Origin of the sequence: Bacteroides ndongoniae, assembly GCF_900108345.1 — a bacterium.
GTDB lineage: Bacteria > Bacteroidota > Bacteroidia > Bacteroidales > Bacteroidaceae > Bacteroides > Bacteroides ndongoniae.
The window spans coordinates 834,028-847,663 of sequence record NZ_FNVV01000014.1; the positions used below are offsets into that span (position 1 = coordinate 834,028).

General features: G+C 44.0%; 9 protein-coding genes. All 9 read right to left on the minus strand.

Going from position 1 to position 13,636, the window contains the following annotated elements:
• Window positions 1-111: 111 nt before the first annotated feature.
• The 9 genes from BQ5591_RS14460 to BQ5591_RS14500 all read right to left on the minus strand — a co-directional run bounded on the left by BQ5591_RS14460 (window position 112) and on the right by BQ5591_RS14500 (window position 13,524).
• Window positions 112-870, minus strand: a complete 759-nt coding sequence (locus BQ5591_RS14460) for a hypothetical protein (protein WP_159434489.1) — start codon at window positions 868-870, stop codon at window positions 112-114.
• 217 nt (window positions 871-1,087) lie between these two features.
• Window positions 1,088-2,506, minus strand: a complete 1,419-nt coding sequence (locus BQ5591_RS14465; protein ID WP_071149891.1) for an MATE family efflux transporter — start codon at window positions 2,504-2,506, stop codon at window positions 1,088-1,090.
• A gap of 24 nt (window positions 2,507-2,530) precedes the next feature.
• Window positions 2,531-3,763 carry a MalY/PatB family protein gene (locus BQ5591_RS14470; protein ID WP_083380993.1) on the minus strand — a complete coding sequence of 411 codons (1,233 nt, stop codon included), beginning with the start codon at window positions 3,761-3,763 and terminating at the stop codon, window positions 2,531-2,533.
• A gap of 12 nt (window positions 3,764-3,775) precedes the next feature.
• Window positions 3,776-4,639, minus strand: a complete 864-nt coding sequence (locus BQ5591_RS14475; protein ID WP_022163023.1) for a DUF3737 family protein — start codon at window positions 4,637-4,639, stop codon at window positions 3,776-3,778.
• 431 nt (window positions 4,640-5,070) lie between these two features.
• The gene (locus BQ5591_RS14480; protein ID WP_071150743.1) at window positions 5,071-6,345 is read right to left on the minus strand and encodes a DNA/RNA non-specific endonuclease; all 1,275 of its coding nucleotides are present in this window, start codon (window positions 6,343-6,345) and stop codon (window positions 5,071-5,073) included.
• 2 nt (window positions 6,346-6,347) lie between these two features.
• Window positions 6,348-8,795 carry a choice-of-anchor J domain-containing protein gene (locus BQ5591_RS14485; protein WP_071149892.1) on the minus strand — a complete coding sequence of 816 codons (2,448 nt, stop codon included), beginning with the start codon at window positions 8,793-8,795 and terminating at the stop codon, window positions 6,348-6,350.
• 21 nt (window positions 8,796-8,816) lie between these two features.
• Window positions 8,817-11,531, minus strand: a complete 2,715-nt coding sequence (locus BQ5591_RS14490; protein ID WP_071149893.1) for a TonB-dependent receptor — start codon at window positions 11,529-11,531, stop codon at window positions 8,817-8,819.
• A gap of 471 nt (window positions 11,532-12,002) precedes the next feature.
• Window positions 12,003-12,761 carry a tetratricopeptide repeat protein gene (locus BQ5591_RS14495; RefSeq protein WP_071149894.1) on the minus strand — a complete coding sequence of 253 codons (759 nt, stop codon included), beginning with the start codon at window positions 12,759-12,761 and terminating at the stop codon, window positions 12,003-12,005.
• A 331-nt stretch (window positions 12,762-13,092) separates the two neighbouring features.
• Window positions 13,093-13,524 (minus strand): Hsp20/alpha crystallin family protein, encoded by a 432-nt coding sequence (locus BQ5591_RS14500; protein ID WP_205410643.1) that lies wholly within the window; start codon window positions 13,522-13,524, stop codon window positions 13,093-13,095.
• Between the last annotated feature and the right edge of the window lie 112 nt (window positions 13,525-13,636).

The window sequence follows — 13,636 nt, forward strand, 5'->3', positions numbered from 1 at the left end:
TGCGGGGATTTTTTTATTCTAACCTGAAAAAAGTACCCTCCACTACTTCAGGGCATCCTTTACTTTCCATGTTGTATTTCAGTTCTTCACAAAAATACGGTTGGTTACCGATTAGGAATATATCTGTAGGCTCGTACCATTGTCCTTTTCGTAAGAAGCTAAACTTATATTCAGTTTTTTGTTAACTTTCGGGTTGTCTTTATACAGCTTATTGTATAGTCCGTATTCGCCATCAATCTGTAACGTTGTTTCCTTGTCGGGGTATACTGCATAAAAAGCCGCATCACCAATGTTGTATGAACCATAATGAAAAAGAGTTGTACGATATATCGGTATTCTATATGCTGAACTACTTCGCACAGATTCTCCTGTTGAGTTATCAACAGAAATGAAATAATTTTGGTACCCCTCGTAAAATGCAATAAACAAGTGATTAGGAGGTTGTTTCTCTTCAATACCAACTTTTATGTAATCTATCAGACCTTGCTTATTCTGTGAACTGTCTGATACCTCCAGTACATTTCTTGCCAGCGGAACAGTGAAAAGATTGAAATCCCCGTTTTCTCTCAAATAAATTTCAGCAGGTATAATCTCCAGCTCTACAAATTCTTCATCGTTAGGGTCGTTCACCACCCGTTGCAGGTACATCATGTGCTGGTAGAACTTGATAGTGCCTGCGCTATTGTTTATACAACAAACGTGCTTGTTGTCGAAAAACTGGTCTTGATAGATAATGCATTTATTGAATGTGTCCTCAGGTATGTCAAAGTCCCACAGCCTGTTTGTACGGAATTCGCATAACTTCACTATTTCGGGGTCTATATCGGCAAACTGATAGTATTCTATCCCCTCAGGCAATTTATATTTCACGTTGGTGTAGTTTGTGTATATGTCACTTCAACATCAAACGTTTTTTCATATTCATTGAGCACATCTTCGGCATTGATTACGATATAGGGTTCTTAAGTTTCGCACTTGCGAAACTTGAGTAAGGGGTATTTTTAGGCATGTCCGATCCGATTTCTAACGCGCGTACGCGCGTGTGTGTGTGTGTGAGGAAGCCTGCAAGTTTGCAAGTTTGCAAGTTTCATACTTTTTTCAGCCACTTCTCCCGCATCAGTCGTACAAGGAAAATCATACCCCGGAAACACAATTCAATGCACATGGCAATCCATACCCCTTTCAGTCCCAGCGTCGGAGCAAGCAAAGCGGCCAATGACAAGCGTACCGCCCAAATACTGAAAAGATTCATCAGGCACGGCACCAACGTATCAGCCGCCCCGACAAATACTCCATATGCGACAATCGATGCTGCAAACATAGGTTCAGCAAACGCCTCAATACGCAAGGCCATTACCCCCAATTCCCGAATCTCCTCGACAGGAGTCATCAAACCGATAATCTGAGGGGCAAACAGATACATAAGTACCCCCATCACTCCCATCACCCCCATTCCCATAAACACAGTGATGCGTCCGAAACTGCGGGTCAACCGCCAGCGTCCGGCACCGATGCTTTGCCCGACCAGTGTCGTAGCAGCCTCGGCAATGCCGTAACCGGGCATATAGCAAAGACTTTCGGCCGTAATGGCAAAAGAGTTGGCCGCGATGGCAAAAACACCTAACGGAGCCACAATGACGGTTGTCACAATCTGTGCTCCGCAAATGACCATGTGCTCAATCCCCATCGGAAGACCGATGCGAAGCGCATTTCTCAACGTGACTGCTTTCGGACGGAAGCCACCCCTCTCCCCACTCTGCTTCAATTCGTTCGAGCGGGTCCAGAGATACCACAACAATACGCCGGCAACCACCATTTCGGCAGCAGCCGTGCCCAAGGCCGCACCTGCCACACCGAGCCCTGCTCCGGGCATCGTGAAAGAGAAACCCGCGCAAACCAACTCACGCGAAGGAAAAATCAGAAAGAAGTTGAACAGCACATCCAGCGCGCACATCACCACGCCAAGCAGACTGGGCACATGCATGTTACCGCTGCACCGAAGCATACCGCCCGACAAGAAATTGATCTGCAAAGCAGGCAAAAAGAGCGAGAAGATGAAAAAATAAAGAGTGGCATCGGAATGAATGGATGCATCGCCTCCCAGCCAGACAGGCAACACCGGACTGACTGCCATCCCAACGATGGCCAGCAACAGACTGAAAACAGAAGTAGCCGTCAACGCCTGCCGCAACAAGGCACGCGCACTATGCATGTCTCCGGCTCCGATCCGATGGGCCACCTGAACGGAAAATGCCGTCGAAGCAGCCGCGCATACCCCGGAGAAAAGCCAGGTCGTTGTAGACACCAGCCCAATGGAAGCAGATGCTTCGGCTCCCAGACTGCCGACCATCGCCGCATCGATATACTGCATGACGATGGAAGACAACTGCGCAATAACCGCCGGAATACTGAGCTGCACCGTCAGGCGCAACTGTTGTCCCAAGGTCAACGGTTGACCATTGCGGATCAGTGCAAGCAGCCCGTCGGCCTTTTTTAACTGAATCATTATCCGTTATACTTTCTGACAGGGTTATACATCCTTCCGAGCGCCGGCATTCGCTAAAGCTTCCGTGTCTTGTGCCGACATAACATCACATCCCAACGAGCGGACAAAGCCTTGAAAACGCATCAAAGCATCTTGCAGCACCGCACGCGGACAGGCGATGTTCCAACGCAGAAAGCCTTCCCCTTCCGCTCCGTACATGGTTCCACTATTCAGCCACAGCCCGGTTTCTTCGAGCAGACGCGACTGCAACGTCTCCGAAAGGATGTTCAGGCTCCGGCAATCGGCCCATACCAGATAAGTTCCTTCCAGCTGCGTAACCGGAATGTGTGGCAGGTGCATGCAGAAGAATTCGCACAGGTAGTCGTAATTGCCTTTCAGATATTCCAGTAACTGCAACAGCCAGTCCTCCCCTTCGTTATAAGCAGCTATGGTGGCCTCGATACCGAAAGGATTGACATCGCACACCTCGTTGATATTAATGGCCCGATCGATGCGCTGCCGGACAGCCTCGTCACGGGCGATGATGGTAGCAATCTGCAATCCGGCCAGATTGAACGATTTGCTCGGAGAAACGCAGGTCACCGAATTCCACAAATGGTCTTCACTGATGGAAGCAAACGGAGTATAGACATGCCCCGGGAACACCAGTTCGCAATGAATCTCATCTGCAATCACCTTCACCTGATTCTTCCGGCAGATTTCCCCGATGCGGCACAACTCATCGCGGGTCCATACGCGCCCTGCCGGATTATGAGGGTTGCAAAGCAACATAAGTTTGACACTCTGCTCGGCCGTCTTGCGCTCCAGATCTTCAAAATCGATGTGATACGTACGGTTTTCGTATTTCAGCGGACTGGTCACAATCCGGCATCCGTTGTTGCGGATAGACGAAAAGAAACAATTATATACCGGTGTCTGTACCAGCACCCCGTCGCCCGGTTCCGTCAGCGCCTTGATGACTGCCGAAAGAGCCGGAACAACCCCGGACGTGTAAATCATCCAATCCTTCTCCACCTTCCAGTCGTGACGGCGTCCGAACCAGCTGCTGACCGATTCGTAATAGGCATCCGGCACACGGACATAACCAAAAATGCCATGACGTACCCGCCGCTCCAAAGCATCGACAACAGCCGGAGCGGTGCGAAAATCCATATCTGCCACCCACAGGGGAAGCACTTCTTTGCCAGCCGGCGCACTGTCCCATTTATACGAATTCGTATGCCGCCGCGGCACAATCTCATCAAAGTTATATTTCATCGTCTGTTTGTTTTAATCGGTGAAGGAACGCCCGTCTCGCAGCCTGATCCGGCAATCTGCAGGCGCCTTGATGTTCGCGTCCAGGGTGACCGAACCGATAGCGTCTGCCACAATCGTGCCCGAAGTAGGATTTTTGATATTGGTTATTGCCCCACGTATGTCGGCATGCAGCGTGCTGTACTCAAAGGCACGGTCGCAGTCAGGACCAAACGTACAGTTTTCCAGCACCAGATCGTGCGCATAACACAGCGGTTGCTCGCCGGTAATGTGACAATTGACCAAACGGAGGTTTCTGGAATGCCACCCCAGATACTCGCCGTTGAGCTCGGAATCGTAGATCGTCACATTCTCTACCTCCCAGAAAGCATCTTTGGTGGTGATCCTGGCGTTACGGATCTCTACGTTCTTCACATACTGGAATACATATTTACTGTCACTCTCCAAACCGTCGACACGAATGTTGTTGCTGAACATGAACGGATAGGTTCCGCCATGCAGTTTGAGGTTCTTTACGCGGATGCCGTTGCAACGCCAGAAGACCTCGTCTGCATCGTTCATCGTCACGTTCTCTATATCGATTTCTTCCATCTCGCGAAACATCTTGGGAGCGTCGATAACAGTGTCCTTCATCGTCAGATGATCGGAATACCACAAGGCAGAGCGTCCTCCTACATCGAAATAGCAACGTTCGATGGTGAAACCGTGTACGTGCCAGAAAGGATAATTTCCCTCGAAACGGCACTCGAAGGCTTCGATGTTGCTGCACTCTTTTATGGCCGATTCTCCGGCACGGATGACTACATTCTCCAGACGGAGGTTGTGTGACTCGAATAAGGGACGTTCTCCTCCAAACTCGGTATCTCTAATAATATTCATAAACTAAATCTTTATGGTTGAATAATTATCAATGCTACAACTTCTCCGAGAAAGAGTTGCCTTGCCCGAACGCCTGCATGGCAGACCAGTTTCCTATCCTGCCACTGCCGATCGGCTTTCGGCCGGCAAAGATATAAAAAAACTGTTCGCAACGAACTCTCCTCAGGATGATTACCTGATGCAAAAATAGAAAGTTACCGGTAACGACATGGTATACAAATCCCCGTGATGCCTACCCCGATTACGGATTTCTTAAATCCCGGACTCCGCCTCCCAACCTCCACACATGCCAATATCAAAAAAAGGCATTGTTTCAGCCTATACAAAAGCATGCATTTGCACAAAGCCGTGCATGCCTGTTGTAATGGCTAAAACAATGCCTTTATCACATTCCCTGCATTCTCTGTCAGGGAATTCCTATTCGGAATGCTTTACCAAGCCCAGTCGTTGACATTGCAAGAACTTTCAACCTCATCCTCTATCACATCGGGCAGATTGCAGAAGAAGTCGAGACCGGTATTCTGTTCGAGTTCGTCGATGCTAAGAACATAAGCTTGCAATTCTTCCACCGTAGGTTGTTCCGGAAGATACTCACTGTGTTCTACCCAAAAACCTATAGCATGGTAGGTATCGCCTTTTTCAGATAAAACAGCCATAAAATAATACTTCGGGCAAGCTAGATTACCCTTAGTAAACCCATTTTCATCAGTGGTGGGATAAAATCCATCTCCCCCTTTCTTTTCACCGGTAAAATTCACAAGCAACTGGTTTAAAGAAGCACCTTTAGTTACATAGACCTTATCATAAACACTAGGAATTGAACGTCCCCATTTCTGGACAACCTTTTCAAGAGCCTGCCAATAGCCTTGATTGAAAGAAGCCAATTGTGGTGACATATTACTAAAATAGAAGGTCTGCTGATTAGCATCTAATGAATAGACCCTATCTTCCGATGCACAAATGTGTCCCCTATCAAATCCGTCATTCTTATGGTTATCGTTCGAAGTCTGCATCTCAACAGGCAGTTCCGGATCTACATCCCACGCATCGGTCCGGTCAAACAAATCCTTACAAGTAACATCATCGAAAGAAAACGCTACCCAAGCGGCATGATTCTTTGAAGCGTCCCACTCAAACGCATAATTAAAAACATCAACACCTGCATATGTAGCATAATGATCTACGTAAAGATAGTCTGCATTCAAAGCAGGCATTTCGAAATACGTTACGGAAGTCTTGTCATAACCCAAGTTAGCATTCTGATTGCGATTCTGTATGTCTCCAAATACATATTCTATAGACACATTATTACCACTAACATCAGCCACTCTGATTTTCACATATCTATACTCCAAATAAGAAGCATACCTCACCCAATAAGTCTTTCCGTTTAGAATATCAGCATTCTTCTGCCAAGACAAATCAGAAGGCATAACGGTCATCTCGTCAAGACGTGGCTCAACAGCCGCAGCAAACTCGTACATATTACCGACAAACTGCTTGTTCATAATATAAAACGGAGCATCAAAACCCTCCGGTTGAAAAACAGAGAAACCCTGTGCACTACTCTCGTACCCTTTAAGCACGAGAGTAATTGCATCTTCTTGCGTAGTTTCAATATAACCATTAGGGATGTCGTTATACTCATCACAAGATGCGAACAACAGCCCTGCAATGAAAAAAAGCGCAAATAACTGTTTTTTCATAATCATTCAGCATTTTCAGATTCACGTTCACGAACCTTCAAGTTCATAATTTCCCAAGTCGGAGCAGCCGTTGCATCGCTATTATATTGGAACGCAATATAAACCGTCTGTCCCACAAATTCACTCAAATCAATGGCATCAATTGTCACAAAATCCCATGTCTGCCCGTCCGACCAACCGGTCACAGTCAATGTAGTCCAATCACATGTAGTCACATCACCCTTATAATTGGATGAAATCTTCACTTTCATATAATCTTCGAGGGGCGCATTGTTCAGATAGCGATGAGCTTCATCAAAGATCATTTCAGGAACCACAGCTTTCTTGAAGTTGACAGCTGGTGATATCAGCCAACTTTCAGCCACATTATTCGTATTATTATAATAGGCTGATGCTTTCCATCCATAAGTAGAAGTATTCTGCCATACATAGTTCAAGCCACCCAAGTTCACATTCTGTACCGTAAATCCACCTTCACTACCCAAGAATGTCTCATCAATATAAGTACTCATCTGAGCAGAGAATAACCCATTCTCTTTCACGAAAGTAATAGTAATCGGTTCATAATCCAATGAAGCAGCCCAACCAGCTTGGAATGTATATTCAGCCACTACAGTTTTATCCGCACTCTCATTATAAACCACAGCCACACGGTCACCTTCAACAGCATACGGATATGTTTTGCTCAAATAAATAGGAATAACAGTTTCAGGGTCGGCAATTACATCACTTCCCAACGAAGCGTATACAGAAGGATCAACAACAGCCACCTTAGCGTCACTGTTACTGTAAAGTTGCCAATTATTGTTGTTATATACATATAGAGCCGAAGCATTAGCCTGAATATCAGCACGAGTAGTAACCATTCGAGTCACTGCTGTTGACCCGTCTGCTGCCACTTCCTTGAACAGACACACATCCCAATAAAGAGATTGTTCCTTCACTTTTACATTTTTAATCTCCCACGTCGGAGCAGCTTCAGCTGTGCTCTTGTATTTAAAAGCTACATACACTGTCTTACCCTTATAAGCACTCAAATCCATAGCACCACTGTTATAAAAGTCCCAACTATTGCCATCCGACCAGTTGTTCACCTCCAGTTCCGTCCATGTAGCAGTAGCCACATCACCAGCATAGTCCTCTGAAATCCAGACTGTCATATAAGATTCAGGAGTACCGTTAAAATAACGGCAAGCAGCATCAAACGTAAGTTCGGGCACCTTGGCATCTGCTAAATCAATGGCCGGCGAAATAAGCCAACTTTCGGCAGGCTTGTTGCCACCTACATAAGCCGATCCTTTCCAGTAACCATACTTCGAATCAAACTTCCACACATATGTAGAGCCTTCGGGAAGTGCCACGTCTACTGGAGTAAAGCTGCCGTCGCTTTCAGTACCGATGGCAGACAGATATTCCTTAGTCTCATACTTGGAAGCCGCGTAAGAGCCGTATGAATAGGATCCGTTATACAATGTCAGCTTGACAGTCTTTTCCTTTTCCACATTCTGAATGGCAAAAGTACCGTCACCATTCGCATTGAACAGCCATGACCCTCCTTCAGTGGGAAGTGAGGTGGTCACATTGAAGCTGTCAAAAGTACCCGACATATAGAGATATTGTCCCCATGCATTCTTCAACGCATAACCGTCAGCGGTCTTTTCCACAGTCATCACCTGTTCGGCACCATCATCGCCTGAGATGACACCGTCAGTCACGGTGATGGCTTCCGGATACATATATCCGTAGCTATAGCTTTCTTTCTGCAATTTGCCGAAGGGATAATAATTGCCGTCCTGTCCCTTGGCAGCAATCACATAGTTGGCACCTTCTTCAAATTCATCCACCAATTGATATACGACAGGAATTGCAGTTCCGCCACCCGTACTCGGCTCAGTCTCAGAGTAGGCATAGTTCACCACCTTCATGTCACCGTCCTGTGCGCCCGTCACATTGGCACCCAGCAAGGCGGGAATCTTCGACAGGGAAGCTGGCGACAGAAAAGAGGCCTTGATATAATCACCCCACACCGTCTCGTAATCGGCAGAGCTCAGGTTATATACCGAAATATTCTTGAAATCGGCCAAATAACCGGAAGGTTCTTTATAGACATTGGCAGTCACGACAAAACGTGAACCGTTGTCTGCCTCAGGATATTGATTATTAATGAATGCCGGCAAGTAATCTTCAGCCGGAGCCAACGTGGTGAAATACTTGTCTGAACCCACTTTGTTCAATGCCTCCACAAAAGAGCCCGTTTCCGGATCTTTGGACAAAGCCAATTCCTGATTAGCCGCCAGATTGGCCACCGTCCCATAATCGCTGTCCGCCAATGTAAAGGCCGAATTCTTCACGTCCGTAATCGAACTGTCCAGATTGAACTGATCGTTATAATCTTCACATGCCGTCAGGAAAGCCAGCGATGCTAATGAAGCAAATATTATTTTTTTCATAAACTGATATTCTTTAGCTAATTAGAAGTTTACTTTCAATCTCAAGCTGTATGTACGCCCAAATGCATAGTAACAATATATATTGTCGGCAGTAGCTTCTTGCAATGAAGCAGATGAAATAGTATTAGGATTATAAGCCTTCGATATATACTGATAGTTCAGCAGGTTATTAACGTTACCTGAGAGTACAGCATCTAACTTACCCAATTTAAATCGATAAGAAGCGTTCATATCAATCTGACTTGCAGCAGGGATCTTCCACGGATCCAACACGCTTACTTCTTTACCCAAAGAAAGATTGCTTCCTGACAAAGAATAATAAGCATAATTACGTCCATAGTAAGTCCAATCAGCACCCACGCGAATAGACTTGTTCAACTTGAACGTAGCCCCCAAAGCAGCAGTCGTCTGCGCAGAACCACCAACACGAACTCCCTTCAAATTGATAGAAGCATATGCATGATCAGCAGCACCTACAGTAGTAGTCTCCCCACTTGCTGTTAAAGGAATACCATGTGCATCGTATGCATAACCGGTAGCATTACTATCCCATTTCCAGTCACCAATAGACAACATACCAGATAATTCAAGCCAATCCAACGGATTTACCTTCACATCCAGTTCCACTCCCTTATGAAGCGCGTCAACACCAGTCATATTCATGTAATACTCCATCTGATTATCCAACGTACCACTCTTGGTCATGGTCTTATCAATCCATTTCGTATAATAGGCATTCAGATTAGCCGTCAGCCAGCTGTTGCGGAATCCATAACCCAACTCAAATGAAAGTACCTTTTCGTTCTTCGCATTTTCATTAATGGCATGACTGGTTGTAGCCTGCATAAATGCACCATATGAGAATTTCGGTGCACGACTTATATACCCCAAATTGAAGAATACATTATGATTCTCGGTTAGGTTGTAATTTGCTCCTCCTTTTACAGTAAAGCCCAAGAAACTCACCTTATCAGACTCAGCATGTGCCTCATCATAATAGAAACGGTCATAACGCCAATAAGTCGTATTAGACAAAGAACCAGCCACAAAAGTAGATAGTTTGTCACGGTTGTATTCTGCTTGGAAGAAAGCACCTTCCTGCATCACGAATCCATCATAATCACGATAAACGACATCACCTACACCTAACTTCTGATAACGCCATGAAGGATTGGATGCATTGATATTGTTCTCTGAATAAACATCACCACGTGTAGAGTCGATAAAGTAACTACCTCCAAACAAATCGGAGATTTCATTTGTGTGAGTTCCCTTATAATAACGGAAATCAACCCCACCATAAAAATCTATATATTCACCAAACTTAGTAGTATAAGTAGACAACAATCCGTACCAGTTATGATAGTTTTTAGACTGACTCATCACTAACATAGACCCATGCTCGCTGGCAGCATTGATATCCTGAATAGCTCCATAATCAAACGTACCATCACTTTTCCGGAATTTTGTCTGTAACGCTCCATAATAAGCACCGTTCCAATCACGATAAGAATATCCGTAATCTTCATTTCCCTGACCCGAATTACCGTATCCACGTCCAATAGAAACATATGCAACCGTACTCAAAGAAGAGTTTCTGTTTATCTGCCATTGGTGGTTCAGACTTATTTGAGGTTTGTGATATACATTGTATTCAGCACTCTGTCGCTGACCGTTGTTATCAAAACCATAAGTAGAGTTATATTTATAGTTTTTGACACCATAGACTTTCTCTGCCATTTCCCAATCCTTAATGGTCATTGCACCACTACGCTGGTAATGTTTCTGTGGAGCACCAAAAGCTGTCAATGTCAACTGATGTTCATCGTTAATACGTTTTGATATACTCAAAAAGTAATTATAACCTTCGAAATCGGTACCTTGTACATAACCATTACCCCAAGTCTTGGCACCCAATAAAGTCATTGACCATCCGGTCTTAGAGACACCGGTCGAAGCACTAAACAACATTTTGTTCATTCCATCATTACCAACCGAATATGAGATCGTCCCTCCTTGTTTACTCTCTAAACCTTTAGTTATAATATTGATGGTACCACCAACTGAAGGAGCAGAAACCTTAGAGGCTCCCAAACCACGCTGAGTTTGCATTGTACGGGTAACATCTGTCAAACCGGCCCAATTGGACCAATAGATACCGCCCCACTCCATATCATTCATCGGCACACCGTTCACCATCACCGCAATATTACTATTTTCAAAGCCACGCATATATATTTCCGAGTCTCCATAGCCACCGCCAGCCTTATTGGCATGCACACCTGGAGTTGATTTTAATACTTCAGGGAACTCCTGTGTACCCAATTTCTCCTCAATAAAACTCATAGGGACACTGGAAACAGCAACCGGAGTCTTACGAGCTATAGCTATAGAAGAAGTAATCACAACATCGCTTAACATCTGTGCATCTGACTCCATTTTAAGAACTCCCAAATCAACAGAAGCGCCCTTCTGTGTGATTTTCTGTTTCAGGTCCTTGTAACCCACATACTTGAATACCAAAGTGGCATTCGGAGCAACGCCTTGCTTGAAATAACCGTCAATGTCGGTTACCGAACCTTGCGTAGTACCTTCTACCATAACGGCAGCTCCCACTAACGGTTCACCTGTTTCTGCGTCAACAAGTTGACCTTTTACTGTAGTCTGAGCCATCGCGTACGAGCTGAGCACAGACATCACAGCAACTAATAGGAAATGAATTAGATTTCTTCTCATAATCCTTCTTTTAGTTAATAGATAGTGTTAATTAAACATTAATTTATGTTCCGAGTTGCAAATATAACTAATTAAAACAAGATTTATATTACATTTATGCTACTTTTTTTAATGCCTCAAAAGGCTTTTTAAAATCCTTTTAATTCGCATTTACAGCCAGTTTTCCGTCCTTGCGCAAACCATATTTCAATCTGTAAGCCAACAGGCAAGGCTATTTACATTTTAACAGGAAAAAGCACTTTTGCAATGACGTTCTATAAAACAAAAAAAATCTCTTTTCATGATATTTGGACTCGGCTATTTTTCGGGATTATGCACTATTTATACCTAAAAGAATATCCCGTCTATTTGGTGCACACGCCATAATAAAGACGAATACAACCAAACAAACGGGATATTTCCCAAATCCATTCAAGCAAGAAGAACGTACCCTTCTTACCTCATGGGCCCAATATTTAAACTATTCTATTCTTATTTCAATTGCTCAGCAACCTGCTTCAACAAGTTATTTGCATTATCCAGCATCTTCTTTTGAGCCGGTTTGTCAGCAGACAACAGCGGAACGAGTTTTTCCAGATATGTCTTAGCCTCCTTAAAGTCCTTATCGGCTTTTGCTGCTTCTTCATCGTATTTTGCACGGTCGGAAGTTGCCAGCGGAGTAGCTTTCTTCAGGATAGTGGCACCGTTGTTGAAATACAAAGCACCCAAGCTGTACAATGCGTTTACGTTATTTCCCTGGAAAGCCAAAACCTGCTTGTAAGCTTCTTCGGCTTCTTCTACCTTACCAGCCTTTTGAGCGGTAATACCAGCATTGATATAATAATTGGAATACAATTTGGTCAAAGTCTTATTTCCGGGAACTGCTTCCAAACCTTCTTTCAAAGTAGCTACATATTCATCGTTTTTCTTCAAGTCCTTCAAAGCACCAGCTTTTCCAATGTAAGCGTTAGCCAAGTTGTATTTCTTCTGAACGGCAATATCAAAATACTTAACGGCTTCTGCCGGTTTTTTAATTTTGTCGGCACAAACTCCACAGTTATAAGCGATTACAGAGTCTTGATTGTTGGTTTGCGTCAGATAAGTGCTGAATTTTGTGTAAGCTTCCTGATAGTTCTTTGCTTCCAGAGCTGCTTTACCTTCGTTAATCAATTTTGCAGGATCAGTAGCTTCCTGCGCAAAAAAAGTTGTAGCTGCACAACAAAGTGCAAGAGATAAAATTAATTTTTTCATATGCTTTAGTTGTTTTTAAATCGACTTCTCAAAAGTAACAGACAGAAAGCAACCATCAAAACCTTTTTAACTTTTTTGAGTTTTTTACGTTTGTTATAACAAACGTTATACAACGTAAATTTTCACATCCATACAAATCATAAACCCCTGATATAAAACGCCTAAACGAGTAAGCATCCACACTGAAAGTGCTATTAAGAACTCTATTCAAGAAGAAAACAATAAAAAAAGTGGCTGCCGATTCTTTCTTTCTCAGAATCAACAGCCACTCTATTTATATTCCAACCGCTTCTTTCATTGATGAAAAGCGGTCGATTAAATTACCGGCACCTTAATGAATATCGATCACTCTTTTCGATTTTGCCTTCTCCTGCTCTGTATATTTAGGCAATTCTATGTTCAATACGCCATTCTCTACATGGGCAGCGATCTGTTCCTTATCAACATCTTCCGGCAGAATCATTGTCTGTTGGAATTTAGAGTAAGAGAACTCACGACGCAAGTAACGTCCCTCCTTCTTATCCTCTTCCTTACTCTCATTCTTCTTCTCCATTGTGATAACCAGATTGTTATCTTCGTCGATATGAACATTGAAGTCATCTTTTGTCATACCCGGTGCAGCCAACTCGACTTTATATTCTTTCTCTGTTTCGAACACGTTGATTGCAGGAGCTGTAGCATTTGCTTTTTCCATCCAATCGTTATCAAAAAAGTCATTAAAAATACTCGGTAACCAATTTTGATTTCTTCTAACAGGCATCATAGTTGTAATCTCCTATAGTTTAGTTTAACATTCCAATTAATTCTGAACAACCATTCTCGAAATCTCAAGCTTCGCACTTTCAAGCGACTTCTTTCGGAAGCACTCCCGAATG

Coding starts and splice junctions, on each gene's coding strand:
- BQ5591_RS14470 (WP_083380993.1), bottom strand. CDS start 3,763: ATGAAATATAACTTTGATGAGATTGTGCCGCGGCGGCATACGAATTCG.
- BQ5591_RS14500 (WP_205410643.1), bottom strand. CDS start 13,524: ATGATGCCTGTTAGAAGAAATCAAAATTGGTTACCGAGTATTTTTAAT.
- BQ5591_RS14475 (WP_022163023.1), bottom strand. CDS start 4,639: ATGAATATTATTAGAGATACCGAGTTTGGAGGAGAACGTCCCTTATTC.
- BQ5591_RS14495 (WP_071149894.1), bottom strand. CDS start 12,761: ATGAAAAAATTAATTTTATCTCTTGCACTTTGTTGTGCAGCTACAACT.
- BQ5591_RS14480 (WP_071150743.1), bottom strand. CDS start 6,345: ATGAAAAAACAGTTATTTGCGCTTTTTTTCATTGCAGGGCTGTTGTTC.
- BQ5591_RS14465 (WP_071149891.1), bottom strand. CDS start 2,506: ATGATTCAGTTAAAAAAGGCCGACGGGCTGCTTGCACTGATCCGCAAT.
- BQ5591_RS14485 (WP_071149892.1), bottom strand. CDS start 8,795: ATGAAAAAAATAATATTTGCTTCATTAGCATCGCTGGCTTTCCTGACG.
- BQ5591_RS14490 (WP_071149893.1), bottom strand. CDS start 11,531: ATGAGAAGAAATCTAATTCATTTCCTATTAGTTGCTGTGATGTCTGTG.